Consider the following 24,960-nt stretch of genomic DNA (forward strand, 5'->3'; position numbering starts at 1 on the left):
CCAAGCCATGGTTTCACGCCCGTTTTCCTTTGCCTTCCGCCTGACGCCCGGACATTGCCACGGCGGATTGTCCGCGCTTCTTGCCGTCATCGCGCTTGTCCTCATGATGTTCCCGGGGCCGGTGCAGTCCCAGGAAGATCGCGGGCGCATCATCTCGCTTGGCGGATCGGTGACCGAGATCGTCTATGCGCTTGGGGCGGGCGACCGGCTGGTGGGGCGCGACACGACCTCAACCTGGCCCGAGGCGGCGCTGGCCTTGCCCGATGTCGGATATGTCCGCGCCCTGTCGCCCGAGGGGGTCCTGTCGCTCGATCCCGGCCTGATCATCGCCATCGAAGGCAGCGGCCCGCCCGAAACGCTGGAGGTGCTGGACAGCGCCTCGGTCCCGCTTGTGACGGTGCCGGAAGGCTACGACATGCCCGCGATCCGCGCCAAGATCGAGACCGTGGCCGAGGCGCTTGGCCTGTCCGAGGACGGCGCAGCCCTTGCCGACCACGTCGAGGTGGAGCTGGCGGCAGCGGTCGAGGCCGCCCGCACAGACACCCCGCCGCGCGTGCTGTTCATCCTGTCGATGCAGGGCGGACGGATCATGGCCGCAGGGGCCAGCACGGCGGCGCAGGGGATCATCGAACTGGCCGGTGGCGTGAACGCGCTGGAGGGGTTCAGCGGCTACCAGCAGATCAGCGACGAAGCGGTGTTGCTGGCAGCACCCGACGTGATCCTGATGATGGACCGGACCGGGGATCACGCCATGGGCGATGACGCCATGCGCGCCCACCCGGTCCTCCGCCACACCCCGGCGGTCGAGGCCGGGCGCATCGTCCGCCAGCCGGGGACGCGCCTTCTGGGGTTCGGCCCGCGCACGCCCGAGGCGGTGCGCGCGCTGGCCGACGCGTTCCAGACCACCGGGAGCTGACCTTGGCGATGTCGCAGGCCATGACGGCACAAGCTCGTATCGCCCTGCCCGGCGACCGCTGCCGGCGGGGTGCGCAGGCCATGGTGGCGCTGAGCCTGCTCTTGCTCGTCACCTCGGTCCTGAGCCTCGGCACCGGGGCGTCCGGCACCAGCCTGTGGGACGCGCTCTCCAACCTTCTGCGGGGGGAGGAGATCGCGGCTCGCGACGCGGTGATCCTGCTCGACATTCGCTTGCCGCGCCTCGGCCTCGGCATTCTTGTGGGCGCGGCGCTGGCCGTGTCGGGGGCCGTGATGCAGGGCCTGTTCCGCAACCCGTTGGCCGATCCGGGGCTTGTCGGCGTCAGCGCCGGGGCCGGGCTTGGGGCCATCGGGGCCATCGTGCTGGGCGGGCTGTTGCCCCTGGCCGTTTCGGAGAGCCTTGGTTTCTACCTCGTGCCGGTATCGGCCTTTCTGGGCGGATGGGGCACCACGCTGCTGCTCTACCGTTTGTCCACGACGCGGGGGCGAACCTCGGTCGCGGTCATGCTGCTCGGCGGGATCGCCATTGCCGCGCTCGCGGGCGCACTGTCGGGTATCCTGATCTACCTGGCCGATGACGCCCAACTGCGCGACCTGACCTTCTGGGGGCTGGGATCGCTGGCGGGGGCGACATGGGACAAGCTGCTGGTCGCAGGTCCGCTGATCGGGCTGGCGCTGGCGGCCTCGCCCTTTCTTGCGCGTGCCTTGAACGGGCTGGCCTTGGGCGAAGGACCGGCGGCGCATCTGGGCATCCCGGTGCAGAAAATGAAGAATATCGCCGTCCTGATGGTGGCCGCGGCGACCGGGGCAGCGGTGGCGGTTTCGGGGGGCATCGGCTTCATCGGGATCGTCGTGCCGCACCTGCTGCGCCTTGTGATCGGGCCGGATCACCGTTTCCTGCTGCCCAATGCCGCGCTTCTGGGGGCGAGCCTGCTGATCCTGGCCGACATGATCTCGCGCAGTGTCGTAGCGCCGGCGGAACTGCCCATCGGGATCGTCACGGCCACGCTGGGCGGGCCGTTCTTCCTGTGGATCCTGCTGCGCAACCGCAGCCTTCTGGACGTGTGACATCATGCTGAGCGCCAAGAACATCCGGGTGAACCTGGGCGCGAGCCCCGTGCTGCACGGCGTCGACCTGACCGCGCAGCCCGGCGAGGTCACCTGCATCGTGGGCCCCAACGGGTCGGGCAAGACGACGCTTCTGCGCGCCATGACGCAGGATCTGCCCTACGAGGGGGACATCCGGCTGGACGGGGACGACATCGCGCAGATGCCCGGCTGGCACCTGGCCACGCGGCGCGGGGTGCTGCCGCAGGCCAGCCGCATCGCCTTTCCCTTCACGGTGCTGGAGATCGTGCGCCTTGGCCAGATGGCCGCCGCCGACCCCGCCCCGCCGCATCGCGCCTCGGAAGCGCTGGAGCGTGTCGGGCTGGCCGGGTTCGAGGGGCGCTATTACCAGGAATTGTCGGGCGGCGAGCAGCAGCGCGTGCAACTGGCCCGCGTCCTGACGCAGGTCTGGCACCCGGTCGGGCATGACGGGCCGCGCTGGCTTTTTCTCGATGAACCGGTGTCGAGCCTCGACATCGGGCACCAGCTGGAGGTGATGGACCTGATGGCCGATTACGCCGCGCAGGGCGGCGGCGTCGTGGCCGTCATGCATGACCTGAACCTGACCGCGATCTACGCGCAATCGGTCGCCATGCTTGCGGGCGGGCGCGTGATGGCGCAGGGTTCCCCCGCCGCTGTCCTGACCGATGCGGCCCTCAGCCACGCCTATGGCTGCCAGCTGCGCGTGAACGCGACGCCGGGCGAGGCTGCGACGTTCCTCTTGCCCCACATGGCCCGCCGGGCGGGCTGACCCAGTTTCAAGACAGTGAAAGGAAACGACCCCATGTATCTCGCCATGAACCGCTTCACAGTGCGCAGCGAAAATGCCGACGCCTTCGAGGCGCTGTGGCTCGGCCGCGACAGCCACCTGAAAGACATGGAGGGCTTCGTCGAGTTCCACATGCTCAAGGGCCCGGAAAAGGAGGATGGCACCATCCTCTATGCCTCGCACACGGTGTGGGAAAACGAAGAGGTCTTCCGCGCCTGGACCCGGTCCGAGGAGTTCCGCAAGGCCCATGCCAATGCCGGCACCACCTCGAAACTGCACGAGGGCAGCCCGAGTTTCGAGGGCTTTTCGGCGATCCAGCACATCGCGCGCGACGCCGCCGCCTGATCCCGAACCAAAATCGAGCAGAAAAAACCGCCGCGGTCCGAAAGGAGCGCGGCGGTTCTTTTTGGCGAAATGACGATCCGGTCAGAAGGTGAAACTCGCCGTCAGTTCGAAACTGCGGCCGGTCTGAGACAGGCCGTTGGGATAGATCACGTAGTCTTCGTCAAAGACGTTATCGATGCCGAAGCGGATCGTGCTGCCTGCAAACACGCCGTTTTCCGGCGCGAAGGAGGCGAACAGGTCCAGCGTCTGGTAGCCGTCGAACGTGTCGTCGGCAATCGGCTCGGCGGCGAAGGTCGCCCGGGCACCGACGCTCCAGTCGTCATTGGGGCGATACCCGGCCTCCAGGGTCAGGCGATCTTGCGGCAGCGACGACAGCCAGTCGCCATCGGCCCCTTCGCCGCGCGCGGTGCTGAGGCCTGCGCCCGCGAACCAGCGCTCGGCGTCGTAATCGACCTCGGCCTCGAAGCCCCAAAGCTCGGCATCGACATTGGTGAAGGTCGTGGTGCCGGCAAAGATGTTCACGGCCATCTCGATGAAGTTCTCGACCTCGGCATAATAGGCATTGGCCGAAAAGCTCAGGCGGTCGCCCGCGCTGAACACGCCCATGCGCTCGAACCGCGCCCCGATCTCGAATTGCGTCGACTCCTCGGGGTCGAGGTTGGGGTTCGGCACGAAGTAGTTGTCGGGCGGGAACGGTGCCCCGGTCGCGAAGTGCAGACCGCTGTTGTAGAGCTCGGTCAGCGATGGCGCGCGGAAGGCGCGGGCCACGTTCGCGAAGATCTGCCATTCCTCGGTCGGTCGGTAGCTGACGCCGAGACGGGGCGACAGGAACTCTTCGCTGACCTCGTCGAGGGTCGCGTCACTCGGATCGCGCTCGTACAGGTCGTAGCGCAGACCGGCGATCACGTCGAAGGACGGGCTGACCGAGGCCGTGGCCTCCATGAATACGCCCACCGTGTCGGCCTCGGCATCGGGGAAGGCCGTGCGCGGGGCGCCGTCACGTTCGCCTTCCTGCGTGTCGCGGAAGGCTTCGAACCCGTAGACCAGGTCCACCGGCACGCCGAGATCGAAGCTGGAGCGGTTCGTGACCTCGAAGCCGAACGTCTCGTAGCGCGTTTCGTCGAGACGGGGCGCGGTCACGCGGTCTTCGGTGATCTCGAGCCATGTGCCATAGGCCAGGACCGACAGATCGATCCAGTCCGAGTCGACCGGGGCATAATCCCACGACAGGCGCAGGTTGATGACCTCCGCCTCGCGGTCGACCAGCGGGTTCGACCCGGTGACCGATCCGTTGGAGTTCGACGGGATCTGCCCCTCGTCCAGGTAGCTGGAGAACGTCAGCTCGAACCGGCTGTCGGCCGACGGCTCGAACCCGATGGCGACATGGCCGTTTACCGAGTCGACCTGCGAATAGGCGATGTCGTCGCCGCCACCGGCTTCGAGATCGGCGTTGATCTGGCGCCCGCCGACGAACAGCAGCGCATCCCAGTCGCCCCAATCGGCATAGACCATCGAGTTGGCGTTGACCTGCTCGCCGTTCGAGCTGTAGCCGAGCGTGACGCGCCCGCCTTCGGTCTGGTCGGGGCCGAGCAGATCCGCCGCCGAGATGGTCTCGACCGAGACGACCCCGCCAAGCGCGCCCGAGCCGTAGAGGGTCGATCCGCCGCCGCGCACCACTTCGACGCTGCCGACCAGGTCGGGATCGACGAAGAACCGGCCCCGGTGACCTTGGCTGTAGTTGAACCGCCCGCCGTCGAAGCGCAGCACGATCTGGTCGTCGGAGAAGCCCCGGATGTTGATTTCTTGCGACATGCCACGCGGGCCGCCGTTGATGGACACGCCCGGCAGATCGCCGATCAGGTCCTGGAAATCGCCGGCCTGTCGATTGGCGAGGTCTTCGCCCTCGATGACCGAAGCCGCCGCCGGCGTATCGAGCACCGCGCGTTCATCGCGGAAGGCGGTCCCCAGGAGAATCGGATCGAGCACGAAACCCAGATCCTGTGCTTGCGCGGACGCACCCGAGGTGGCCAGCGCTGTCGTCAAAAGCAACAACGTGCGACGCATGATTTGCCCCTTTTCCTTGGCATTGTCTGTCGCGGGACCTGCCTGCGGGTGGGGCGCGTTCGTGAGGCTGCGCTACATTTCCTGATTGTTTTAGTCAAGAAAGCAGATCGCGATTTTTCTCAGCCTGTTACCGGCCGCGCACAGCCACGCTGTAGCTGCGCTGCGCGCCGGGCGGCGGTGGCGGAAACGGGGCCGCGCGCTGCACGTGGGACAGCGCGATCCGGTCGAACTCGGCGCTGCCGGAGGAGCGCGCGACCGAGATCGCGGCCAGCCCGCCAGACGGCGCAATGGTGAAGGCGATCACCGCCGCGCCGCTGAACCGTGTGTTCGGACGGCGCAGGCGCGTCAGCTGGCGGTTGACGAGGTTCGGATAACGCGCCGCGGCCCGGCCGTCGCTTGCGCTGCTGCCCGTGTCTCCGGCGGCGGTTTGCGCCCCTGCCCCGGTCTGCTGGCCTGCCGCATCGCCCGCCCGCGTGGTCGTCGCGGCGCTGCCTTGAGGGGCGGGTTGCGCCGGCTGAGGCGTTGGCTGCGGCGCGGGGCGCGCGACCCGGGGCGTTGGGCGCGGCGTGTCGGCCTCGGGGCGCCGCACCACGGGATCGGGCTGCGCTTCGACCCGTTCCGGCTGGGGCCGGGTCGCGGGTTGCGCGGTGCTGGGGGTGACGGGGGACGCAGCAACCGGGACCGTCGCGGCGACAGCGCTCGGCTGCGTCGGGGTAACCTCGGCCATTACGGGACTGGGATTGGTGGGCAGATCTACGGGGCGGGTTTCGGCGATGGTCGCCTGCTCCACCGGCTCAGCCTCGCTCGGCGCGATCCGGTCTGGCCGTGCGACCTCGGTCGGGTCGATCCGGTCGGGCGTTTCGGTGATCTCGGAAGGCGGCACGGGGGTGGCGACACCAGCCACGGCATCCTCGAAACTGTTGCCGATCATCGCGATCTGCGGCGGGCCACCGGACAGGGTTTCGCGCTCCTCCCCGCCGAGCGCCACGATGCCCGTGCCATGCAGGGTGACGGAGAACAGCGCCGCGACGCCGACTGCGAAGGGCGCGCGCCTCCTCATGGCAGGCCCCGCTCGGTCACGATCCAGATCTCGGCCGCACCGGCTGCGCGCAACTCGCGCGCGATGGCAACGAGGTCCTGCGCAGGCAGATCGCGGTCGGGGACAAGCCGTAGCGCAACCTCGGCCCCGCGTTCGGAGAGGCGTTGAGCGAGGTAGGCCTCGGAGGTGATCTCGGCACCGCGATAGACCATGGTCCCGTCCGCCCGGATCACGGCGGCGTCGGGCGGCGCGCGCCCCTCCAGCCGGTCGGCGCGCACGAGGGTTACCCCGCGCTCCATCGGCGGGGCGATGCTGGCGGCGACCAGGAAGAAGACCAGCATCAGGAACACGACGTTGATCAGCGCGATCATCGGCTCGGGGCGGCGGCGTTTGCGCGAAGGGGCAAGGGCCATGGCGTTACCCGAGCACGGCCACGGCCAGCCACGGCACAGGCCGCAGCATCACCAACAGGTCGATCAGGCGCTGCGATGTGACGTCTTCGGACAGCGTCACCAGAAGGGTCGTGGGTTCCCCTTCGTCGGGCCGCAGCGCGGTCAGGGCGTCGATGAGGTCGGCATCGCCCACGGGCGCGCCGTTCAGGCGGAACGCCTCGGGTCCCAGTTGCAGGAAGATCGGGCGCGGGCTTGGCGCGGCCCCGGCACCGGCATTCTGCAACGGCACCTCGGCAAAGCGCGTGAAGGTGGAACTGAGCATGAAGAACAGCAGCAACAGGAAGATGACGTCGATGAGCGGCGTCAGGGTGATCGGTCGCCGCCGCCAGATGCGCGTTCTAACCGGCATGGATCGCCTCGACCCGCGCAGGCTGTGCCGCGACCTCGGGCCTGCCTTGCGACGACATCGGGTGGAACGCGGTCTCCAAAGCGAGATCGGCGCAGGCCCGTTCGCGCGCGGCGCGGCTTTCGAACCAGGTCAGGGCCAACGTGGTCGGCATTGCGACGGCAAGGCCCGCCGCCGTGGTCAGCAGCGCGACCCAGATGCCGCCCGCCAGAACCGACGGGTCCACCGCATCGCCCGCGTGTTGCAGGGCGCGGAACGCGTCGATCATGCCCAGAACGGTGCCGAACAACCCCAGAAGCGGCGCAACCTGCGCGATGCTGTCGAGCAGGCGAAAGCCGCGTTCGACGCGCCCCAGCCGATCCTCGGCCATGGCGACCAGGCGCGCCCTGGTGTCGGCGGCGCCCTCGATCGCCATGGCCAGCACGGGGGCAAGGTGGCTTCGGCATCCGGCGAGGATCTGCGCCGCCTCGGCAGGGCGGCCCGCATCAATGGCCGCGCGCGCGCGGGCGATGCCGCCATGCCGGCCCACGCCGAGCGCCTGGAATTGCCACAGTTTCCAGATCACGGTCGCAACCGCGATGATCGACAGGAGCAGCAGCAGGCCGATGACCGGGCCGCCAAGGTCGATGATGCCCTGAACGCGCGCAAGAGTGGTGTCGAGGAGGCTCATCCGATCACCTCCACATCCGTGCGGGAGGAGACGCCGAGCGCCCCCGCGCAATCCGCGCCGCCGCTGCATTCGGCCACGCCGTTGATCAGCACCCGGCCCAGTTGCGCACAGTCGAGCGCCCCCAGATCGAACTGGCGCACGCGCGGCAGGCCGTCGGGCAGCGCGCCGAAGTCGAACAGTGTCAGGCGGTCCACCTGCCCCTCGGTGTCGATCAGCACGGTTTCCAGCGACAGCCTCGACAGGTCCGCGCCGGTGGCGTTCTCGGCCATGAAGGTCAGGCGGCAGGCGCCGTCCAGCTGATCGACCCGGTTCAACTCGATGCCAAGGCGCGGGGGCTGATCGGCCTGTTGGGCCAGAGCGGGGGCGGACAGGAGCGTGAACGCAAGGGTCAGGTGGCAGAGGGTGCGCATGAAGCCTCCGGTGCGGTCGAAGTTTTGGGATGATTGGCTGGCACCGAAGGGGCTTGCGCGTGGGGCGATGCTTGGTTTCCATCGCCTGACTTGCATCATCTACGAAAACCGATAAAAACTGTCAACAAATGCCAGGTCCGAGGTGGTTACCGGTCTGACCCAGCCCTTTCCCCCCTCACCTCGAACCGAACAAAGGTCCTCGACATGACTGAGTCCGATACTCTTGCCGACACACGCCGCACGCCCGATGCCGCCGACCTGCGCACCGCGCTGGAGGATGCGACCCTGCGGGCGCGCGATCTGGCGAAAAGCCTTGGCGTGACGGAGGCCGATCTGGTCGCCGCGCAGGTGGGCCATGGCGCCACGCGCATTCCCGCCGACCCGAACCGTCTGATGCCCGCGATCCGGTCCCTGGGCGAGGTCATGGCGCTGACCCGCAATGAAAGCGCGGTGCACGAGCGGACCGGCACCTATGACGACTGGCACCCGGGCGATCATGCCGGGATGATCCTCGGGCCCGAGATCGACCTGCGCATCTTTCCCAAGCATTGGGTGCATGGCTTCGCCCTGCGCAATGGCAGCGGGAAAGGCCCCGCGCGCAGCCTGCAAGTCTTCGATGCCAGCGGCGAGGCGATCCACAAGGTGTATTCGCAGGACGGCACCGATCTGGACGCCTGGGACCGGGCGGTCGAGGGCTTGGCGACCGGCGATACGCGCGACACGCTGACACTCGACCCCGCCCCGGTGGCCGAGGGCGTCCGATCCCGCCCCGAAAAGGCCGAGGCGTTGCGCGCCGAGTGGTCGCGCATGACCGACACGCACCAGTTCCTGCGCCTTGTCGCCAAGATGAAGATGAACCGGCTGGGGGCCTACCGCATCGCAGGCGCGCCGTTTGCCACGGCGCTGCCGCCCAAGGCCCTGAACGACGCGCTTCTGGCCTGCGGGAACGGGGCGGTTCCGATCATGCTTTTCGTCGGCAACCGGGGGTGCATCCAGATCCATTCCGGCCCGATCGACATGTTGAAAGAGGTGGGGCCGTGGCAAAACGTGCTCGACCCGCGCTTCAACCTGCATCTGCGGCTGGATCACGTGGCCGAGGTCTGGCTGGTCGAAAAGCCGACCAAACGCGGACCGGCTCTGAGCATCGATGCGTTCACGGAAACCGGCGAGTTGATCCTGCAACTCTTCGGCGTGCGGACCTCGGCGGTCGATCACAGCGCGGCCTTTCGGACGATGACAGAGGCCCTGCCAAGGCTCTGAGACGGCCGCTGCGACACGAGTGCGAAAAAGGCGGGCGCTGGAGATCAGCGCCCGCCTTTGTGTCTCGTCTCTATCCGAATGCCTTGCCCCGGCGGCCGTCAGATGATGGCGTGACGCACCCGCGCCGACACCCACTCGCTGAGCACGACAGTGGCAAGGATCAACAGCAGGATCACGGAAACCTGGCTCCAGGCCAGCGTGTTGAGCGAGGCCTGAAGCTTGAGCCCGATGCCGCCCGCGCCGACAAGGCCGAGGATCGTGCTTTCGCGGATGTTGATGTCCCAGCGGAAAACACTGATGCCCCAGAAGGCGGGCATGATCTGCGGCACGATCCCGTAGTTCAGCACCTGCGCGCCACTGGCGCCGGTGGCCTGGATCGCCTCGATCTGCTTGGCGTCGGTTTCCTCGATCGCCTCGTACAGCAGCTTGCCCACGAAGCCGATGGAGCGCAGAGCGATGGCAACGATCCCCGCCAGAAGGCCCGGACCGATGATCGCCACCAGAAGCAGCGCCCAGATCAAGGAGTTGATCGAGCGCGAGGCCACGATGATGAACAGCGCGATGGGCCGCAGGATGGTGGCCGAAGGCGTCGTGTTGCGCGCCGCCATGAAGGCGACCGGCACGGCCATGATGACGCCGCCGATGGTGCCGAGCGTGGCGATGTTGATCGTGTCCCACAGGGGCTGCATCAGCTCGGGGAAATACTCCCACCGCGGGGGCACCATGCGGCCCCCGATATCGGCAGCCTGCCGCGGGGCGTCGGCCACGAAGAACCAGATCGTGTTCTCGTTCATCAGTTGCCAGCACCACACGAACAGCGCGACCAGCGCCAGCCACCCGCCCCAGAGAAGCAGGCGCTTGCGCGGGGTGCGATGGGTCCAGACCTGGCTGTAATGGGTGATCTCGGTCATTGCAGGAACTTCCGCAGATAGCTGGAGCTGTATTCGGCTACCATCACGATGGCGATGATGATCAGCAGGATCGCGCCCGCGCTGTCGTATTCATAGCGGTCGATGGCGGTGTTCAGGGTGGCCCCGATCCCGCCCGCGCCGACGATCCCGATCACCGCGCTTTCGCGGAAATTGATGTCGAGCCGGTAGAGCGACAGGCCGATCAGGCGCGGCATGACCTGCGGCTGGACAGCGTAGTTGACCAGTTGCCACCACGACGCGCCGGTCGAGCGGATCGCCTCGGCTTGGGTTTCGTCGATCTCCTCTATGTCATCGGCCAAGAGCTTGGCGATGAAGCCGATGGTGGCGAAAGACAGGGTCAGGAAGCCCGCGAAGGGGCCGAAGCCGAACATCGCCACGAAGAAGATCGCGATGATGATTTCCTGAAGCGCACGGCTGACCGCGATGATCGCGCGGCAGATGTAGTAGATCCAGCGCGGGGCAAGGTTGCGGGCCGCCCCGATGCCGATGGGCACCGAGATGGCGACGCCCACGACCGTCGAGGTAAGCGTCATGGTCAGGCTTTCGACGAGCCCCTGGCTGATATCGCGCCAGCGGCTGGCGAAATCGGGTTGAAGGAAGCCCATGATGAAGCGCTGTCCGCGCTCCAGCCCCTCGTAGACGCGGGACCAGTTCACCTCGACCGAGCCGATGGCCAGCACGAGGTAGACGACGATGCCGATTTGCAGGGCCAGCCGCCAGCGCCGGTCGGTGACGATCTGCGGCGGCCTGCGCCACGTGCTGGGGTATTGGTCGGGCGCGCTCATTTGGCCAACGCGGCCATGCGGTCGCGCGCCTCCGCCTCGGCCTCCTGCTGTTCCTGGTCGCCCCGGCGCATCTCGTGCCAGTCTTCCTCGCCGTAGATCGTGGTCAGGGTGGACTCGGTCAACTGGTCAGGCGTGCCGTCGAAGACCACCCGCCCGGCGCGCAGGCCGACGATGCGCTGCATGAACTGCTGCGCGAGCGGCACGTCGTGGATGTTGACGATGGCCGGCAGGCCACGCTCGGCGCAGATCTCGGTCAGAAGGCGCATGATCTGGCGGCTGGTCTTGGGGTCGAGGCTGGCCGTGGGTTCATCGACCAGCAGCAATTCGGGGTCTTGCGCCAGGGCGCGCGCGATGCCGACGCGCTGGCGCTGACCGCCCGACAGGGCGTCGGCGCGGTTGTCGGCCTTGTCCAGAAGCCCCACGCGATCCAGCAACTGGTAGGCGCGCTGGATATCGGCGGCGGGGTATTTCCGCATGAAGCTGCGCCAGAAGGGCACGTAGCCCAGGCGGCCGGACAGGACGTTTTCCATCACCGTCAGGCGTTCGACCAGCGCGTATTCCTGGAAAATCATGCCGATGCGGCGGCGTTGGCGGCGCAGGTCGGCCTTCGACAGGCCCACAAGGTTCACATCGCCCAGCATCACCTTGCCCGAGGTCGGCTCCACCAGCCGGTTGATGCAGCGGATCAGGGTGGATTTGCCCGCGCCCGACGGTCCGATCAGGCCAAGGATCTGGCCCTTGGGCACGCTCAGTGTCACGTCCGACAGCGCCGGGTCGCCGGTTTTGTAGGTCTTGGACAGACCTTCGAGTTTCAACATTCAGGTAGCCCCCGCAAAGTTACACGGGCGGCACCGGGCCGCCCGTGTGTCGCCTTTGGCAAACAGGTTCAGTCGCAGTCGTACTCGACGCCGTTGAACTCGTCGATGGTGCGGATCACGGCCCAGTTCTCCTGAAAGGTGATCGGGATGAACTGCGACTCACCGTTGCGGCCAAATTCCTCGGCCAGCGGGGTGCCTTCCCAGTCATAGCTGAAGAAGGCCTCCTGGATGGCCTCCTGCAACTCGGGGGTCAGATTGTAGACCGTGCCGTAGCCCGTGGTCGGGAAGGTCTGCGAGGTGTAGATCGACACGATCTGGTCTTCGGTCACGACCTCGCGGTCGAGCATCCGGCCCAAGACCGAGTTCGCGACGGCGGCGGCCATGTAGTCGCGGTTGGCGACGCCGAGGATCGAGTTGTCATGCGCGCCCGAGAAGACGGCTTCGAAATCCTCGCCCGGGGTCATGCCGAACTCGTCATTCAGGATCGCCGAGGGGGCCTTGAAGCCCGAGTTCGAGGTTTCCGAGGTAAAGGCCATCTGCTGACCACGGATATCCTCGACTTCGGTGATGCCCGAGTCCGGGTAGGTGATGATCTCCATCTCATACCCGAAAGAGCCATCTTCGGCCGCCATCATGGCAAAGGGGCGGAAGCCGGCGCAGGCCACGGCCAGCGGGTTCGAGCCGGTGTTGAAGCCCGCGATATGCAGACGGCCCGCGCGCATCGCCTCGATCTGAGCGGCGTTCGACTGAACCGGGAAAAATTGCACGTTGCGGCCCGTCGCCTCGGACAGATGGTCGAGGAAATCGGCCCAGACCTCGGCATAGACGGCAGGGTCTTCCACGGGCGTGTAGGCGAAGATCAGGGTATCGGGGTCGATCAGCTGATCGGGATCGGTCGGAATATCCGCGATGAGATCGCCATCGGCATCGGTGAAACGATCGCCGAGCGCGAATTCGGCCTGTACCGGAAAGGCGACTGCAAGCGCGGCAACTGCCGCAAGAGTTGTATAGGCTTTCATGATTCTCCCCAAGATGTTGTGGAACCTGGCGGTCCCTACCGATCCTCCGTAACCGGAGTATGACAACCGATGAAATTTGTCGCAATACGCAAGGCGCAGCTGGCGCAGGATCGGTTCAGCTGGGTCGAGGTTGATGCCCCCGACCCGGCGGGGTCCTGCAATGAGGACGGAGATGCAAGCGGCCGCGGGCGACGGGGACACGCCGAAAATGCGCGGTCTATCCCCTGCCCCGCGCGTGCAAGGTCGCGACCGGGTTTTCACCGAAGGCATCCTTGTACTGCTGGCTGAACCGCCCGTGATGCTCGATCCCGCACAGGCGGCACACGTCGGACACGGTGGCGGGACCCTCGCGATCGAGCAGGGCGCGGCGGGCGCGATGCAGCCGCGCCTGACCGAGCACTTGCGTGGGCGTGGCGCCGCGCACCTTGCGGAAAGCGGCCTGCAAGGTCCGTTCGGACACGCGGACATGGCGGGCGATGTCTCGAATGCTGCCGATCTCATCCGGTCGTTCGTAGATCAGCTCCTCGGCTTTTCGGACATGGCGCAGCGACAACTCGTGGATGTCGTCCGGCAGATCGGACCTATCCGAGCCAAGCTGCGCGTCGAGACAGCGATTGATCTGGTCGGTGACGACCGTTGTCCACGCATCCGCCACGTTGCGGGCGAGCGTGGGCGGTCCCGACAGCGTCACCTGCGCGGCGAGGTCCATGACAAGGCGCGCAAGATGCAGGTCTTCTGCGCGTGCCTCCGTGCCCCACACCATGCCACCCCGCGCTTCCACCTGCGCCAGCCGCGGCCCGAGGAATTGCGGCGGCATCGACAGCACGAAGGCCTCGTATTTCGTATCCCGCGACGCTGTCACCCGCGTCTGTCGCGTGCCGCGCCCCGTCAAAAGCCAGGGTTTGTCCAGGCTATCGCAATGCATGTGCTGGTTTCGGCTGTCCAGCTTGCCCGAAAAGACCACCAGCAGGTTGGGTCGCTGCAACTCGGTCAGGATGACGTCATGCCCGGTCGAGCGGATATAGGCGAGGCTCATCAACCCGATGTCGCCGATGGCCACCACCGCGCGACCGGTCAGGGGGGCGTGCAGATCGAGCACGGCCTTTCCGGTGAACTGACGGCGGTAAAGCTTCGAATCATCGCCGCCATAATCGGCGCTGAGCCGGAATCCCCCCCTGCCCTGGGGAACAAGGTGGTCGGGCGCGGCCTGCGGCACGTCCGACATGACCCAGTCCAGCGGATCGAACGCGCAGGCGGACGAAAAAAAGCTGTTCGGTAGCGCTATTTGGATATCCTCCTCGCTATTTGGATAGACGCCTTTCCCGCCCTTCGCAATCCTTGTCGATGACAACGATAGAGCGCATGGCCGATCCGCGACCCGGAAAACGGGCGACCAGAAGCGACTTCGGGAGGGGGCGGTCTAGGCTTCATGCCAGGCTGGCAGCAGTCGTGAGGCCGCCCCGGTCAGCCGTCCGAACGCACCATGCGCTGGTGATTGGCAAGACGCCGCAAAAGGGAGTTGTGGATCATGAATAGGGTGCTTTGTGCCGTTTTGGCACTTCTGCTGACGGCCACGGCCGCCTCGGCCCAACAGATGCTCAACCGGAATCACGTTGATTTCGCGGGCTGGACCGGCACGGCCATCGACGGCGAGATCGTCGGGCGTGATTTCGACCGCTACGAGTTGCAGGGCGTGGCGGGGAACACGCTGACCATCCGGCTGAACACGCCGCATACCGGCACGTATTTCAACGTCTACACGCCCGGCAACGGCCCCGGCGACGAAGCGCTTGCCAACAGCAGCCTGATCGGCGGCCCGGTGCTCGACCTGAACGAGTTCTCCGGCACCCTGCCCGAAACGGGTGTGTACGAGGTCGTGGTCTACATGGTGCGCGCCGCCGCCCGGCGGGACGAAGTGGCCCCCTACTCCATCGAGTTCGACATGCTGCAACCCACCGATGCCGACGATCCGGATGCGGCCTTGCGCTACTTCCAGGTTCGCACGCGCGCGCGCGGTGGCCATCTGAACGTGCACACGGGCCCATCCACCGACGCGCCCCGTGTCGGGCGCTACGACAACGGCGCCGTCCTGCGTGACATCGGCGGCTGCGAACAGAACGACGGTCGCGAATGGTGCGAGGTGATGGCCTATGACGGCGGGCTTGCGGGCTATGTCGCACGCGAATTCCTTGCGCCGGTATCCCGCCATCACGGGGGCGCGCCGGTGACGCCGCCGCGCCGCGGCTCCGCCCTGCCCCAAACGCCGGCGACGCCGACGCGCGCTGGCATCACGACCACGTCGGACTGGTTCCACGTGCACCTGACCAACCCGGGCGGGCATCTGAACGTCCATGCCGAGCCGTCCGCGGCCTCGGTTCGTGTCGGTCGCCTTCCCGACGGGGCCGACCTGCGCAATGTCGGCGGCTGCGTGGCCTCGGGCGGGCGCACCTGGTGCGACGTGATGCAGGCCGGTGGTGGCGTCTCGGGCTGGGTCGCGGCGGAATACCTGCGCGACGGCCATCCCCCGGCAGCGGCGCTTACGACCCGCAGCGGCGCGCCGCGCCCGGTGATGAACGACTTCGCCGATGGCATGGCGGGTGGTCCCGACTGGTGGCAGGTCGACCTCAACCGCTCGGGCAGCGCGCTGCGCGTCCACACCCGGCCCTCCACCCATGCGCCGATCTTCGCCCGCTTCCATGACGGTGCGACCCTGCGCAACGCGGGCGGCTGCCGGATGAGCGAGGGACGCCGCTGGTGCTATGTCAGCTCGGTCTCGGGCGATGCCACGGGCTGGGTCGCGGGCGACTTCCTGCGCGAAGGCTCTGCACCCGGTGTGGCCTCCCACCTGCCGAGCCTGGCCCCGCAAGCCCCCGTGGCCCCGGCAGCGCCCGCTGCACCGGCAGACCCGGCGCCGCAGGATTTCGGCCCGAGCTACGACATGACCGGGACGCTCACCTGCTACGCCGATCGTGACGCCAGCGCCGCCGAGTGCAGCTACGGCACCGTCCACGAAGGCTCGGGCAATGGCTTCCTCCAGATCACCGAGGGCGGCTATGGCGGCCGGGCGATCAGCTTCGAGGCCGGCGTTCCCGTCTATTTCGACCAGAGCCAGGCCGATGGCGACATCTCGATGATCGTCGCGCAGCAGGGCGATCTGTGGATCGTCAGCATCGGCGAGGCGCGCTTCGAAATCCCGGTGTCGCTGTTCCAGCCGCACCAGGACATGGGGGCCGCCGTCCAGCTGCCGCTGGCGCCGCCGCCGATGGAGGAGGACGCCACCGTGCCGGGCACCAACTTCAACGCCACCACGCAGATCCCCTGCGTGCGGGACCGCGATGCCGCCGAGGCCCTGTGCGAGGCGGGCGTCGTCCGCGAAGGCGGTGGCAGCGGTTACATCCAGGTCTTCTGGCCCGAAGGCGGCAGCCGCGTCATCTACTTCCAGAATGACCGGCCGCATCACTACGACGAGGCCGAGGCCGATGGCGGCGCCGAGATGTCGGTCACGCAGGACGGCGACATGTTCACCGTCTTCGTGGGCGAGGCGCGCTTCGTCTTCCCGCTGGCCGTGATGACCGGCGGCTGAGCATAGGCCGACACGATCCGCCGGGCGCCCGCGCCCGGCGGACCACCCCATCCCATCACGCGAACAGAAAGCTCAAGCCCATGTTGACACGTTCTGCCCTCGCCGCGCTCGCCCTGACGCTTGCAGCGCCCCTTCCCGCCCAGGCCCAGGCCGATATCGGCTCGATCCTGGAGCAATGCGCCAACACCGCGCGCAGCTTCTTCAACGCCACCAGCGCCCGCACGAACATGCGCTACAACGGGGCCCGCGTGGACGGCACCGAAACGGTGGGTGGCGAAATCTACCTCAATGGCCGCACGCCCTACATCGCCTGCGCCTTCAGCCGCGGCAGCCTGCGGATGACCGAGTTCTTCGTCGACGGCGACGACCAGTCCTCTTTCGCGACGGCCAGCGGCGGCACCTCGAGCATGCCGGTCTTCTCCGCGCAATGCCCGCAAGGCAACACCATCGACGCGGATCGTTACGGCACCGTGCGCGTCAACGGCGCGGTGGCCAGCGTGACCGTCTTCAACCGCAACTACTTCGAGGTTTACGCCCGCGGCGTCACCTATTCCATCAGCCAGAATGACGACGGGAGCGGCCTGCTGGTCAGCTACCAGCCGCCGGGCAGCGCGGGCGGCTATTGCGAGATCATGGCCAGCGGCTCCGGTGGCGGGTCGGGCGGCGGCGGCACGGCCAGCGGCACGCCGGGCGCAGGCGAGACGGATACCATGCGCGTCCAGTTCGACCGCGGCACCAGCGGCACCGAGCTCAGCGACAACCTGCCCCCGGGCGCCAGCCGTCGCTACGTGCTCGGCGCGGGCGACGGCCAGTTCCTTTACGTGCGCGTCGCGCCATGGAGCGGATCGCTGGACTACCAGATCTTCAACCCCGACGGGTCCTTCCTGCTCGACATGGTTCCGTCCCGGCAGGAGTACCGCGGCCAGCTTTGGCAGGACGGCGATCATGTCGTCGAGGTGATCAACCGCACCAACCGGACCGTGTCCTACAACGTCATCTTCGGCATCGACTGAGCAGCCGAGACGCCCCCCAACACCAGAAGGAGGAACAGCATGAAAACCCCAATGACGATCGCCACGGCCACCCTTGCCGCACTCAGCCTTGCCGGCTGCATGGAGATGGGCGGCGATATGGGTATGGACCCCGGCCCGGGGAACTCGGCCGAGGCCGACGCGCGCGCCGCCTGTGTCCGCGACACGCGGGCGGAAACGGGCAACCCCGACGTGCGGGTCCAAAGCTCGTCCTTCTCGGAAGCTGGCACCGAGGTCATCATGCTGGTCGGCGGCACCGGCACATGGCGCTGCATCGCCTATCGCGACGGCACCACCACAGGCATCATGTCGATGACCAACGAAGGGTACCTTTGACATGACGCTGCGCACGGATCCGGGGCCCCTCGTCTCCGGGTCCGTGCACCTTCACCGGCGTGAGTGAGGGCCACGGATGGGCCACCGCATCTGCAAAATCCTGATGATCGTCTTGATCCTGCTTTACCTGGCGGCCTTGGCCATCGGGCTGATCGGCACCTATGGCTGGTTCGGACAGGATCGCGACCCGCTGTCCTGGGTCTTTATCCTGCCGCTTGGCCTGCCGTGGTCGCTGCTGCTGGACGGCGCCGGTGACACGGCTGCGCCGGTGCTTGTCGTGCTCACCCCGCTGCTCAACATCGCCATCCTATGGGGCCTCTGCCGCTTCCTGAAAGGACGCTCTGCATGACCTTCGATATCGCCCACGCCCTGGTGACCGGCGTCCTGATCTTCCTGACAATTATCGGGATGGAACAGGCGGGGCTTTATGTCCCCCACAAGAAAGGCGGCCCGCGGTTCAGCTGGCCCCTTTTCCTGACGATCTTCGTGGTCGTCCTGATCTTCAACCTCATCTGGCCGTAGGGCCGGACAAATAAGAAAGGCACGCATCATGGGACGTATCCTTTTCGGCATCATTGGCCTGATCCTCGGCCTCATCGGCGGCGCGCTGTTCGGCGGCGCCATCCTTGGCGGCACGGCGGCCGGCGTCGGGATCGCCACCGGCATGACGACGGGCGTTTGCAGCACCGTCATGGCCGCCACCGAGGAGGGTTTGCTGACCGCCGAGCAGGTCGAGCAGGTCATGGTCCGCGCCGCCGCCGACCTCGGCGCAACCATGGACGCCACGCCAGAAGCGACGACCGTCGCGCAATGCGAGGAGTTCATGCAGAACCTGATGAGCGAGAGCGACGGCTAAGGCGTCAGAGACCCTGAGGACATGACATGAAAACAGACCGCCGCACCGTCACCCTGTCGCTGGCCGCAGCCCTTGGCCTGCCCGTGATCCCCCTCCGGGCGCAGAGCGACGCGGAGGAAGAGGTCGTCTTCGACGTGGCCAACATGCTGCCCGGCGATTTCACCTGGCACCCCGAACGGGAGCCGCAGGGCGCGGTCGCGGTCATCTGCTCGATCCCCGAGCAGCGCGTGCATGTCTATCGCAACGGCATCCGCATCGGCGTCTCGACCTGTTCCACCGGGCGCCCGGGGCACGAAACGCCCACGGGCGTGTTCACCGTGCTGCAAAAGGACGCCGACCACAGGTCTTCGACCTATAACAACGCGCCGATGCCGAACATGAACCGGCTGACCTGGGGCGGGATCGCGCTGCATGCCGGAAACCTGCCGGGCTACCCGGCCAGCCACGGCTGCATCCGCCTGCCGCTGGAGTTCTCGGCGCTTCTGTTCGAGGTCACCCATATCGGCACGCCCGTCATCATCTCGGGCGCACGCAACGACCCGTGGGAGCTGATCCATCCCGGCTTCGTGCTCAGCGGCCTCGCCGAGGCAGACATGGAAGAGGCCGTCGCGGGCCTCGATGCGCGCTCCCACCCCTCCGACTGGACAAGCGGCGCGGACTATCCCGTGACTGCGGTGCTCGCCACCCGTGCGGATCGCAAGATCATCCTCATGGAAGACGGCAGAAAACTGTTCGAAAGCTCGATCGAGATCGACGACGACCGCCCCTTGGGCGAACATGTCCTCGTCATGCAGGGCAGCCGCGAGACCGGGCTGCACTGGACGGGCCTCACCCATCATCACGACCCCGATCATCCGCTTTGGCCGGAGGAGCAGGTGCTCAATCGCCTGCGGGTCCCGGAAGCCTTTTCGCAGGCGATGATGGCCCGGCTGCATCCCGGCCTCGTGCTGGTCGTGTCGGACCTTGCCGCGACGCCCGATCGCCAGTCTGGCCGTGATTTCGTGATCATGACCGGCGAAACCCTCACCTCGCCCCGCCCCCTGCCCAATCCGAGGGACTGACCGCAGCGACCGGCATGCTTGCGAGACTGGTCCGGCCCTTGTCCTCTGCCGACGCAGGCAGCAAGGTGGCCGCCGAGCCACCAGCGACCGCTGCCTCGTCCGCGCGGCCGGTGCCAAAGACAACAATCGCAAGGACAGGCCGGAGATGAGCGAACCGACATCCAGACCCTTGTGGCAGTGGAGCGCCACCGACATCGCCCGCGCGACCCATGCCGGCGAGATCACCGCAGGCGAGGTGACCGAAGCCGTCCTCGCGCGGATGGACGCGGTCAATCCCGCGCTCAACGCCGTCGTCGAAAGCCTCGCCGAAGAAGCCCGCGCCGAGGCAGCCGCCCTGGATGCCAGCGATGCGCCCAAGGGGCCGCTTCATGGCGTGCCGGTGACCATCAAGGTGAATGTCGACCAGGAAGGCCATGCCACTACGAATGGCGTCGCCGCCCTGAAGGACCTCATCGCCCCCGGCGACGCGCCGGTGGTGCGCAACCTCAAGGCGGCGGGCGCACTCATCATCGGGCGCACCAACACGCCCGAATTCTCGTTTCGCGCCGATACCGACAATCCGCTCTACGGGCGGACCTACAACCCCTGGGGGCGGCACCTGTCGGCAGGCGGGTCGTCGGGCGGGGCCGGATCGGCGGTAATGGCGGGCATCGGCCCCCTCGCCCATGGCAACGATATCGGCGGATCGCTGCGCTTTCCGGCGTCGGCCAACGGGGCCGTGACGGTCAAGCCGGGCCTTGGCCGGGTGCCGGCCTGGAACCCGAGCCAGACCGCCGAGCGTGGTCTTCTGGCGCAAAGCATGTCGGTCCAGGGGCTGCTGGCGCGCTCGGCCAAGGACCTCGACCTGTCGATGCCCGCGCTGATCGCGCCGGATGCACGCGACCCGTTCCATGTGCCGCTGCCGTGGCGTGGCGCCTCGCCCGTCCCCCCGATCAAGGTCGCCGTCACCCGGGACGATTTCGGCTTCGGCCTGCACCCCGAGGTCGCGACGGCGATCGACAAGGCCGCCTCGGCGCTGTCCGACGCGGGCTACGACGTGACCGAGGTCGAGCCGCCGCTTGCCTTCGAGACCGGTGAGGAGGGCTACAGAACCCTTCTCGGCGAGGTCAAAGCCTTGATGGGCCCTGACATCGCCACCCACGGCTCCGAGACCGTCAACGCGATCTTTGACGCCTATTTCGAACTGTTCCCCCCCTACGAGGGCCCCGACCTGCTGCGCGCGATGGCCAAACGCAGCCATTACGCGCGGGCGTGGTCCCTGTTCCTCCAGGACTACCCGTTGGTCCTGACGCCCTTCCTGCTCAAGCCCTTCTTCAATGCCGGGCGAGATGCCGAGGGCCTCGACGGCGCCCGCGACGCCTTGGGCCAGGCCCACTGGTCGTTCATCATGAATTTCACCGGCCTGCCCGCCGGCAACCTGCCGACCCACATCGCCGATCTACCCGAAGGCCCACAGACCATTGGCGTTCAGATCGCGGGCCAACGGTGGCGCGAGGACCTGATCGTCGATGCCATGCGCGCGATCGAGGAACGAATCCCGCCGGTCTGCACGACCTTGTGGGAGAGGATGGGCTGAGGACTTGAGGAGCCATATTCGGAGCGCGCCCCAAGACCGCAACGCATGAAGGACCCGATGCCGATCCATGCCCAGAGGTGCGGCGTTTAACCGAATGAATTCTCGGCGCAGATGGTGCCCCCAGAGAGACTCGAACTCCCGACCCTCTGATTACAAATCAGATGCTCTACCAGCTGAGCTATAGGGGCGCTGACGTGCAGATACTGCGCAAAATGACGCTGCGCAAGCACCGGGCGCGGCAGCAATGGTCGTTTGCACGTGCTTTCGTCCTTCTATAGGGTTCCGGAAAACAGACGGGGCAGTCGGGGCATCTGCGATCATGGAGGTTGTGTTTCATCTCGGGGCGCCCTGCACCGACAACGATCTGTTGATCCAGACCCTGCTCAAGAACCGCAACCGTCTGATGGCCGAGGGGACGTCCGTGCCGCCACCCGGTCGCTATCGTGCCGTCGTGCGCGACACCGCCCGCGCGCTCAAGGGGCATCCGGCCAGCGAGGAAATCCAGGGCGCGCTGCTGGACGCGATCCTCGACGATTTCGACGTCGAGCGGCTGATCCTGTCGGACCCGCGCTTCATCTGCATCAATCGCCTCGTGATCCAGCGGGCGCAGATCTGGCCGATGATCGACCGGCAAACCGCGCAACTGCGGGCGCTCTTTCCGGAGGCGCAGGTCGAGTTCTTCATCGGCATGCGCGATCCCGCCACCCATATCCCGGCCCTGTTCAAGGCGTCGCGCTTCAACAATTTCGCGGAATTCTCGGAAAACATGCAGCCCCATGCCGTCGCCTGGTCCGAGATGCTGCGGCGGCTGAACATGGCGCATCCCGATTGCCCGATCACCGTCTGGTGCAACGAGGACACGCCGCTTTTGTGGGGGGAAATCCTGCGCGAGATGGCCGGCGTCGGAGAGGCCACGTCGCTGGAGGGGGTGGACGACCTGGTCGAGAAGATCATGGAACCCGCCGGGTTCAAGCGGATGCAGGCCTATATCGCCGACCACCCGCCAGAGACCGACTGGCATCGGCGGCGCATCGTGGCCGCCTTCCTCGAACGCTATGCGCTGGAGACCGAGGTCGAGGTGGAACTGGATCTGCCAGGCTGGGACGAAGGGTTCATCGACGAGTTGTCCCTCGCCTATGACCGCGACATGGAAGAGGTCGCGCGCATTCCGGGTGTGACCTTGCTGATGCCGTGAGCGGCCTTCCCGGCGACTGGACTATCGGCCCCTTGCGCATGCGGGCCGTCTGCGCCGACGACCTCCCCTTCCGCCAAGAGGTGTTCGCTGATCCGGCCCTTTCGGCGCACAAACCCGACCCGACCCCGGACAGCGCGGGGGACATCACCCGCCAGCACGCCAAGGATATCGCGCATTGGGCACGCCATGGCACGGGCCGTTGGATCGTGTTGGATGGCGGCGCGCCCGTCGGCTTTTGCGGCTTGACCCGACGCGACGGGGTGCCCGGGCTCAACATCTCCTACCATCTGACGCCCGACCGTTGGGGCAGCGGGATCGCCTCGCGGCTCGTGCGCGGCATGGTGGAGCTCGTCTCTTGCACCTGGCCCGATCTTGACGGGCCGATCTACGGATTGGTGCGACCCGCCAACCCGGCCTCGGGCCGCGTGCTGGAAAAGGCCGGGTTTCAGCGAAGCGGTGAGGTGATCCATGCCGGCGCACCCACGATCCGCTGGGTTCGTCCGATCCATGAAAAAGGGGGCGATCCGCTTCAAGACCGCCCCCTAAATCTCTGATTCATAGCGCTTTTTACTGGTCTCTGATACGTCCTCAGCGCATGCCAAGGGCTTCCTTGTACATCTCCAGCACCGCCTCTTCCTCGGCGATGTCATCGGGCTCGCGCTTGCGCAGCGCGATCACCTTGCGCATCACCTTGGTGTCGTAGCCGCGCGATTTCGCCTCGGCCATCACCTCTTTCTGTTGTTCGGTGATATCCTTCTTCTCGGCCTCCAGCCGTTCGTAGCGCTCGATGAACTGGCGCAATTCGTCGGCGGTGACGCGGTAGCTGTCGGGGCGGGCGTCGGTCTCGATCATCTCGTCCATCTGGCGGTCCTCGGGCAGGGTCGTGTGACATGTGGCTCGCGGTGACCCGCGATCGCGCCGCGCGAGGGGTCGCGCCGGCTGAGCCCGAGGTCTAGCCGCGCCCAACGCGGCCCGCAAGACTTGCCTGACCTGTCGCGATGGGCTAGCCCCAAGCGGCGCGCAGCGATGAGGGGACATGCCATGGATTGGCTGATCTGGGTGGGCACGGGACTGACGGTCATCGGCCTGATTGCATTGGTCTATTGCATCTTCGCGGCCATGTCGGCCAAGCGCGCGGGCCTGCCGGACGACGTGCTGCGCGGCCGCTTGCAACGGATCGTCGCGATCAACATGGGCGCGCTCCTGATCTCGGTACTCGGGCTGATGTCGGTCGTGATGGGCGTGTTCCTGGGCTGACAGGGCTGCCATTCCTGCCCGGTTTCGCGACAGAGCTTGGATCCAATATGAAAAAGGCAGGACGCGATCTGCGCATCCTGCCTTTTTCATTGCACCCTGTCTTCGTCATGATCCGCTGCGGGCGGCTTTGCTCCGCCTAGACCGGCATATCGTTGAACAGGTCGTCGTCATCATCCGGGTCGGTTGGCTGGACCTTGGATCTCGGACGTGGGCCCTTTTTCGAAGCCCCCTCTCCCGATCCATGGGGTCGAACCTCGGTATGCGCCTTTTCCTCTTGCTCCGGCGTTTCCTTCGGCGCGGCGTCGTCCTTGTCACTCAATGGTCTCTCCTCCCTGGTGCAAGTCATGGCGCTGCATCGTGCCAAATGGCCCGGTCGGGCCCTCCGATTACCCCGCGGCGCGGCGCAGAACGATCACGTTGTCCTGCGCTTCAAGCTCCTTTGCGCGAAGGGCCTCGACCCTTCGGGACCGCAGATCGGCCATCGCGGCGCGATCATGCCATCCGGCATCGGCTTGTTTCAATCTCTCGGCAACCTGGCTTCCCGCCACCTGCGTCATCAGCAGGCGGGCGATCTTGTCCTCCAGGTCTTCCGGTCGTACTTGGCTCGCCATAGTCAACTCCCTGTAGGGTGGTATTCGCGCGTTTCCCTACACACTTTTAAGATGCACATTCCCGGCAGAACGGCGTGAACGGCAGCAGGTCCAACCTCTGTTCCGAGATCTCCTTGCCGCATTTCACGCAGTAGCCGTATTCGCCTTCGTCCATGCGCGTCAGCGCCGCCTTGATCTGCTGGATCTCGGCCTGCCCCGATACGCCCAGCCGTTCCAGCACCTCGTCGCCTTCGCGCTCGGTCGCCAGTTCCTCCCAGTCCTTGGACTGGTGGCTGTCGAGTTCTTCATCAATTTCGTGCAAGCGCGCAGTCAGGTCGGACAGCCGTTGTTCAAGCTGTTCACGACGCTTCGCCAGATCCATGTCGGCCTTGGTCATTCTTACGCCCTCCGAATGCGTCCGGCCTTCCTCTGGGCCGGATCGTTCCCATATGCGTAGTCCCGTTCGTGGGGCGGCAGCCTTGATCTCGATCAAGAACCCGTGAGGCGGGGCCTTCCCTCTGCGCGC

At 66.8% G+C, this 24,960-nt stretch carries 31 protein-coding genes and 1 tRNA gene; 16 read left to right on the top strand and 16 right to left on the bottom strand.

Annotated elements, in window-relative coordinates:
- The first annotated feature begins 67 nt into the window (after positions 1-67).
- Genes KUV65_RS04625 through KUV65_RS04640 form a run of 4 tightly spaced genes read left to right on the top strand, consistent with a single transcriptional unit; the run spans position 68 to position 3,154 of the window.
- Positions 68-916 (top strand): heme/hemin ABC transporter substrate-binding protein, encoded by an 849-nt coding sequence (locus tag KUV65_RS04625; RefSeq protein WP_222187981.1) that lies wholly within the window; start codon positions 68-70, stop codon positions 914-916.
- A gap of 20 nt (positions 917-936) precedes the next feature.
- Positions 937-2,001, top strand: a complete 1,065-nt coding sequence (locus tag KUV65_RS04630; RefSeq protein WP_374107054.1) for a FecCD family ABC transporter permease — start codon at positions 937-939, stop codon at positions 1,999-2,001.
- A gap of 4 nt (positions 2,002-2,005) precedes the next feature.
- Positions 2,006-2,791: a heme ABC transporter ATP-binding protein gene (locus tag KUV65_RS04635; protein WP_222187983.1), complete on the top strand. Its 786-nt coding sequence runs from the start codon at positions 2,006-2,008 to the stop codon at positions 2,789-2,791.
- 33 nt (positions 2,792-2,824) lie between these two features.
- Positions 2,825-3,154 (top strand): antibiotic biosynthesis monooxygenase family protein, encoded by a 330-nt coding sequence (locus tag KUV65_RS04640; RefSeq protein WP_222187985.1) that lies wholly within the window; start codon positions 2,825-2,827, stop codon positions 3,152-3,154.
- Positions 3,155-3,235: 81 nt separating this feature from the next.
- Here KUV65_RS04640 and KUV65_RS04645 read toward each other — a convergent pair whose 3' ends face one another.
- The 6 genes from KUV65_RS04645 to KUV65_RS04670 form a co-directional block, all read right to left on the bottom strand.
- Positions 3,236-5,218 (bottom strand): TonB-dependent hemoglobin/transferrin/lactoferrin family receptor, encoded by a 1,983-nt coding sequence (locus KUV65_RS04645; protein ID WP_222187987.1) that lies wholly within the window; start codon positions 5,216-5,218, stop codon positions 3,236-3,238.
- Between the two features lie 127 nt (positions 5,219-5,345).
- A complete protein-coding gene (locus KUV65_RS04650) occupies positions 5,346-6,278 on the bottom strand; it encodes a cell envelope integrity protein TolA (RefSeq protein ID WP_222187990.1) in 933 nt (310 codons plus the stop codon).
- Entirely contained in the window at positions 6,275-6,670 is a 396-nt protein-coding gene (locus tag KUV65_RS04655; protein WP_222187991.1) for an ExbD/TolR family protein, read from the bottom strand. Before KUV65_RS04655 ends, KUV65_RS04650 begins: the two co-directional genes overlap by 4 nt.
- 4 nt (positions 6,671-6,674) lie before the next feature.
- Entirely contained in the window at positions 6,675-7,058 is a 384-nt protein-coding gene (locus tag KUV65_RS04660) for a biopolymer transporter ExbD (RefSeq protein WP_222187994.1), read from the bottom strand.
- Positions 7,048-7,725, bottom strand: a complete 678-nt coding sequence (locus tag KUV65_RS04665) for a MotA/TolQ/ExbB proton channel family protein (protein WP_222187996.1) — start codon at positions 7,723-7,725, stop codon at positions 7,048-7,050. The genes KUV65_RS04660 and KUV65_RS04665 overlap by 11 nt, the downstream gene beginning before the upstream one ends.
- Positions 7,722-8,135 (bottom strand): hypothetical protein, encoded by a 414-nt coding sequence (locus KUV65_RS04670; RefSeq protein ID WP_222187998.1) that lies wholly within the window; start codon positions 8,133-8,135, stop codon positions 7,722-7,724. Before KUV65_RS04670 ends, KUV65_RS04665 begins: the two co-directional genes overlap by 4 nt.
- A 204-nt stretch (positions 8,136-8,339) precedes the next feature.
- Here KUV65_RS04670 and KUV65_RS04675 point away from each other — a divergent pair, with 204 nt between their 5' ends.
- The gene (locus KUV65_RS04675) at positions 8,340-9,395 is read left to right on the top strand and encodes a hemin-degrading factor (RefSeq protein ID WP_222188000.1); all 1,056 of its coding nucleotides are present in this window, start codon (positions 8,340-8,342) and stop codon (positions 9,393-9,395) included.
- Positions 9,396-9,493: 98 nt separating this feature from the next.
- Here KUV65_RS04675 and phnE (KUV65_RS04680) read toward each other — a convergent pair whose 3' ends face one another.
- From phnE (KUV65_RS04680) to KUV65_RS04700, 5 genes are all read right to left on the bottom strand, one after another.
- Positions 9,494-10,306 carry a phosphonate ABC transporter, permease protein PhnE gene (gene phnE, locus KUV65_RS04680; RefSeq protein WP_222188002.1) on the bottom strand — a complete coding sequence of 271 codons (813 nt, stop codon included), beginning with the start codon at positions 10,304-10,306 and terminating at the stop codon, positions 9,494-9,496.
- Positions 10,303-11,112, bottom strand: a complete 810-nt coding sequence (phnE, locus tag KUV65_RS04685) for a phosphonate ABC transporter, permease protein PhnE (protein WP_222188004.1) — start codon at positions 11,110-11,112, stop codon at positions 10,303-10,305. Before phnE (KUV65_RS04685) ends, phnE (KUV65_RS04680) begins: the two co-directional genes overlap by 4 nt.
- Complete coding sequence (gene phnC, locus KUV65_RS04690; protein WP_222188006.1) at positions 11,109-11,930, bottom strand: phosphonate ABC transporter ATP-binding protein; 822 nt, start codon at positions 11,928-11,930, stop codon at positions 11,109-11,111. Before phnC ends, phnE (KUV65_RS04685) begins: the two co-directional genes overlap by 4 nt.
- Before the next feature lie 68 nt (positions 11,931-11,998).
- Positions 11,999-12,949 carry a phosphate/phosphite/phosphonate ABC transporter substrate-binding protein gene (gene phnD, locus KUV65_RS04695; protein ID WP_222188008.1) on the bottom strand — a complete coding sequence of 317 codons (951 nt, stop codon included), beginning with the start codon at positions 12,947-12,949 and terminating at the stop codon, positions 11,999-12,001.
- A 217-nt stretch (positions 12,950-13,166) separates the two neighbouring features.
- A complete protein-coding gene (locus KUV65_RS04700; protein ID WP_222188010.1) occupies positions 13,167-14,174 on the bottom strand; it encodes a helix-turn-helix transcriptional regulator in 1,008 nt (335 codons plus the stop codon).
- Positions 14,175-14,477: 303 nt separating this feature from the next.
- On the opposite strand from KUV65_RS04700, the gene KUV65_RS04705 reads away from it, so the two are divergent.
- The 8 genes from KUV65_RS04705 to KUV65_RS04740 all read left to right on the top strand — a co-directional run bounded on the left by KUV65_RS04705 (position 14,478) and on the right by KUV65_RS04740 (position 21,392).
- The gene (locus tag KUV65_RS04705; protein WP_222188012.1) at positions 14,478-16,532 is read left to right on the top strand and encodes an SH3 domain-containing protein; all 2,055 of its coding nucleotides are present in this window, start codon (positions 14,478-14,480) and stop codon (positions 16,530-16,532) included.
- Between the two features lie 80 nt (positions 16,533-16,612).
- Positions 16,613-17,545: a hypothetical protein gene (locus tag KUV65_RS04710; protein ID WP_222188014.1), complete on the top strand. Its 933-nt coding sequence runs from the start codon at positions 16,613-16,615 to the stop codon at positions 17,543-17,545.
- Between the two features lie 39 nt (positions 17,546-17,584).
- Positions 17,585-17,899 carry a hypothetical protein gene (locus KUV65_RS04715; protein WP_222188016.1) on the top strand — a complete coding sequence of 105 codons (315 nt, stop codon included), beginning with the start codon at positions 17,585-17,587 and terminating at the stop codon, positions 17,897-17,899.
- A 103-nt stretch (positions 17,900-18,002) separates the two neighbouring features.
- Positions 18,003-18,248: a hypothetical protein gene (locus tag KUV65_RS04720; protein ID WP_222188018.1), complete on the top strand. Its 246-nt coding sequence runs from the start codon at positions 18,003-18,005 to the stop codon at positions 18,246-18,248.
- Positions 18,245-18,421 (top strand): hypothetical protein, encoded by a 177-nt coding sequence (locus KUV65_RS04725; protein WP_222188019.1) that lies wholly within the window; start codon positions 18,245-18,247, stop codon positions 18,419-18,421. The genes KUV65_RS04720 and KUV65_RS04725 overlap by 4 nt, the downstream gene beginning before the upstream one ends.
- Positions 18,422-18,449: 28 nt before the next feature.
- The gene (locus KUV65_RS04730) at positions 18,450-18,755 is read left to right on the top strand and encodes a hypothetical protein (protein WP_222188020.1); all 306 of its coding nucleotides are present in this window, start codon (positions 18,450-18,452) and stop codon (positions 18,753-18,755) included.
- Positions 18,756-18,781: 26 nt separating this feature from the next.
- The gene (locus KUV65_RS04735) at positions 18,782-19,816 is read left to right on the top strand and encodes a L,D-transpeptidase (protein ID WP_222188021.1); all 1,035 of its coding nucleotides are present in this window, start codon (positions 18,782-18,784) and stop codon (positions 19,814-19,816) included.
- 145 nt (positions 19,817-19,961) lie between these two features.
- Entirely contained in the window at positions 19,962-21,392 is a 1,431-nt protein-coding gene (locus tag KUV65_RS04740; protein WP_222188022.1) for an amidase family protein, read from the top strand.
- 112 nt (positions 21,393-21,504) lie between these two features.
- Here the strand turns inward: KUV65_RS04740 and KUV65_RS04745 are convergent.
- Positions 21,505-21,580: transfer RNA gene (locus tag KUV65_RS04745), tRNA-Thr, on the bottom strand.
- A gap of 131 nt (positions 21,581-21,711) precedes the next feature.
- On the opposite strand from KUV65_RS04745, the gene KUV65_RS04750 reads away from it, so the two are divergent.
- Both KUV65_RS04750 and KUV65_RS04755 read left to right on the top strand, forming a co-directional pair.
- On the top strand, positions 21,712-22,587 hold the full coding sequence (locus tag KUV65_RS04750) for a hypothetical protein (protein WP_222188023.1): 876 nt from the start codon (positions 21,712-21,714) through the stop codon (positions 22,585-22,587).
- Complete coding sequence (locus KUV65_RS04755; protein WP_222188024.1) at positions 22,584-23,141, top strand: GNAT family N-acetyltransferase; 558 nt, start codon at positions 22,584-22,586, stop codon at positions 23,139-23,141. The genes KUV65_RS04750 and KUV65_RS04755 overlap by 4 nt, the downstream gene beginning before the upstream one ends.
- 34 nt (positions 23,142-23,175) lie before the next feature.
- On the opposite strand, the gene KUV65_RS04760 is transcribed toward KUV65_RS04755, so the two are convergent.
- Positions 23,176-23,448, bottom strand: a complete 273-nt coding sequence (locus tag KUV65_RS04760; RefSeq protein ID WP_259546496.1) for a DUF2312 domain-containing protein — start codon at positions 23,446-23,448, stop codon at positions 23,176-23,178.
- Between the two features lie 180 nt (positions 23,449-23,628).
- Between KUV65_RS04760 and KUV65_RS04765 the strand changes: the two genes are divergently transcribed.
- Positions 23,629-23,844 carry a hypothetical protein gene (locus KUV65_RS04765; protein WP_222188025.1) on the top strand — a complete coding sequence of 72 codons (216 nt, stop codon included), beginning with the start codon at positions 23,629-23,631 and terminating at the stop codon, positions 23,842-23,844.
- Between the two features lie 136 nt (positions 23,845-23,980).
- On the opposite strand, the gene KUV65_RS04770 is transcribed toward KUV65_RS04765, so the two are convergent.
- The 3 genes from KUV65_RS04770 to KUV65_RS04780 all read right to left on the bottom strand — a co-directional run bounded on the left by KUV65_RS04770 (position 23,981) and on the right by KUV65_RS04780 (position 24,831).
- Positions 23,981-24,163 (bottom strand): hypothetical protein, encoded by a 183-nt coding sequence (locus tag KUV65_RS04770; protein ID WP_222188027.1) that lies wholly within the window; start codon positions 24,161-24,163, stop codon positions 23,981-23,983.
- A gap of 67 nt (positions 24,164-24,230) precedes the next feature.
- Positions 24,231-24,455, bottom strand: a complete 225-nt coding sequence (locus tag KUV65_RS04775) for a hypothetical protein (protein ID WP_222188029.1) — start codon at positions 24,453-24,455, stop codon at positions 24,231-24,233.
- Between the two features lie 46 nt (positions 24,456-24,501).
- Positions 24,502-24,831, bottom strand: coding sequence for a TraR/DksA family transcriptional regulator (locus KUV65_RS04780; RefSeq protein ID WP_261331591.1), 330 nt, complete (start codon positions 24,829-24,831; stop codon positions 24,502-24,504).
- Positions 24,832-24,960: the final 129 nt, after the last annotated feature.

Source organism: Maritalea mobilis, from assembly GCF_019800885.1.
Taxonomy (GTDB): domain Bacteria; phylum Pseudomonadota; class Alphaproteobacteria; order Rhodobacterales; family Rhodobacteraceae; genus Roseibacterium; species Roseibacterium beibuensis.

Bases quoted from the DNA above. Each gene is read 5' to 3' on its own strand.
- KUV65_RS04720 (WP_222188018.1), top strand. From the start codon at position 18,003: ATGATCGTCTTGATCCTGCTTTACCTGGCGGCCTTGGCCATCGGGCTG.
- KUV65_RS04715 (WP_222188016.1), top strand. From the start codon at position 17,585: ATGAAAACCCCAATGACGATCGCCACGGCCACCCTTGCCGCACTCAGC.
- phnE (WP_222188002.1), bottom strand. From the start codon at position 10,306: ATGACCGAGATCACCCATTACAGCCAGGTCTGGACCCATCGCACCCCG.
- KUV65_RS04725 (WP_222188019.1), top strand. From the start codon at position 18,245: ATGACCTTCGATATCGCCCACGCCCTGGTGACCGGCGTCCTGATCTTC.
- KUV65_RS04760 (WP_259546496.1), bottom strand. From the start codon at position 23,448: ATGGACGAGATGATCGAGACCGACGCCCGCCCCGACAGCTACCGCGTC.
- KUV65_RS04710 (WP_222188014.1), top strand. From the start codon at position 16,613: ATGTTGACACGTTCTGCCCTCGCCGCGCTCGCCCTGACGCTTGCAGCG.
- KUV65_RS04645 (WP_222187987.1), bottom strand. From the start codon at position 5,218: ATGCGTCGCACGTTGTTGCTTTTGACGACAGCGCTGGCCACCTCGGGT.
- KUV65_RS04675 (WP_222188000.1), top strand. From the start codon at position 8,340: ATGACTGAGTCCGATACTCTTGCCGACACACGCCGCACGCCCGATGCC.
- KUV65_RS04665 (WP_222187996.1), bottom strand. From the start codon at position 7,725: ATGAGCCTCCTCGACACCACTCTTGCGCGCGTTCAGGGCATCATCGAC.
- KUV65_RS04730 (WP_222188020.1), top strand. From the start codon at position 18,450: ATGGGACGTATCCTTTTCGGCATCATTGGCCTGATCCTCGGCCTCATC.
- KUV65_RS04775 (WP_222188029.1), bottom strand. From the start codon at position 24,455: ATGGCGAGCCAAGTACGACCGGAAGACCTGGAGGACAAGATCGCCCGC.
- KUV65_RS04635 (WP_222187983.1), top strand. From the start codon at position 2,006: ATGCTGAGCGCCAAGAACATCCGGGTGAACCTGGGCGCGAGCCCCGTG.
- phnE (WP_222188004.1), bottom strand. From the start codon at position 11,112: ATGAGCGCGCCCGACCAATACCCCAGCACGTGGCGCAGGCCGCCGCAG.
- KUV65_RS04655 (WP_222187991.1), bottom strand. From the start codon at position 6,670: ATGGCCCTTGCCCCTTCGCGCAAACGCCGCCGCCCCGAGCCGATGATC.
- KUV65_RS04735 (WP_222188021.1), top strand. From the start codon at position 18,782: ATGAAAACAGACCGCCGCACCGTCACCCTGTCGCTGGCCGCAGCCCTT.
- KUV65_RS04640 (WP_222187985.1), top strand. From the start codon at position 2,825: ATGTATCTCGCCATGAACCGCTTCACAGTGCGCAGCGAAAATGCCGAC.
- KUV65_RS04650 (WP_222187990.1), bottom strand. From the start codon at position 6,278: ATGAGGAGGCGCGCGCCCTTCGCAGTCGGCGTCGCGGCGCTGTTCTCC.
- KUV65_RS04660 (WP_222187994.1), bottom strand. From the start codon at position 7,058: ATGCCGGTTAGAACGCGCATCTGGCGGCGGCGACCGATCACCCTGACG.
- KUV65_RS04750 (WP_222188023.1), top strand. From the start codon at position 21,712: ATGGAGGTTGTGTTTCATCTCGGGGCGCCCTGCACCGACAACGATCTG.
- KUV65_RS04630 (WP_374107054.1), top strand. From the start codon at position 937: ATGACGGCACAAGCTCGTATCGCCCTGCCCGGCGACCGCTGCCGGCGG.
- KUV65_RS04780 (WP_261331591.1), bottom strand. From the start codon at position 24,831: ATGACCAAGGCCGACATGGATCTGGCGAAGCGTCGTGAACAGCTTGAA.
- KUV65_RS04670 (WP_222187998.1), bottom strand. From the start codon at position 8,135: ATGCGCACCCTCTGCCACCTGACCCTTGCGTTCACGCTCCTGTCCGCC.
- KUV65_RS04765 (WP_222188025.1), top strand. From the start codon at position 23,629: ATGGATTGGCTGATCTGGGTGGGCACGGGACTGACGGTCATCGGCCTG.
- KUV65_RS04705 (WP_222188012.1), top strand. From the start codon at position 14,478: ATGAATAGGGTGCTTTGTGCCGTTTTGGCACTTCTGCTGACGGCCACG.
- phnC (WP_222188006.1), bottom strand. From the start codon at position 11,930: ATGTTGAAACTCGAAGGTCTGTCCAAGACCTACAAAACCGGCGACCCG.
- KUV65_RS04740 (WP_222188022.1), top strand. From the start codon at position 19,962: ATGAGCGAACCGACATCCAGACCCTTGTGGCAGTGGAGCGCCACCGAC.
- KUV65_RS04700 (WP_222188010.1), bottom strand. From the start codon at position 14,174: ATGTCGGACGTGCCGCAGGCCGCGCCCGACCACCTTGTTCCCCAGGGC.
- phnD (WP_222188008.1), bottom strand. From the start codon at position 12,949: ATGAAAGCCTATACAACTCTTGCGGCAGTTGCCGCGCTTGCAGTCGCC.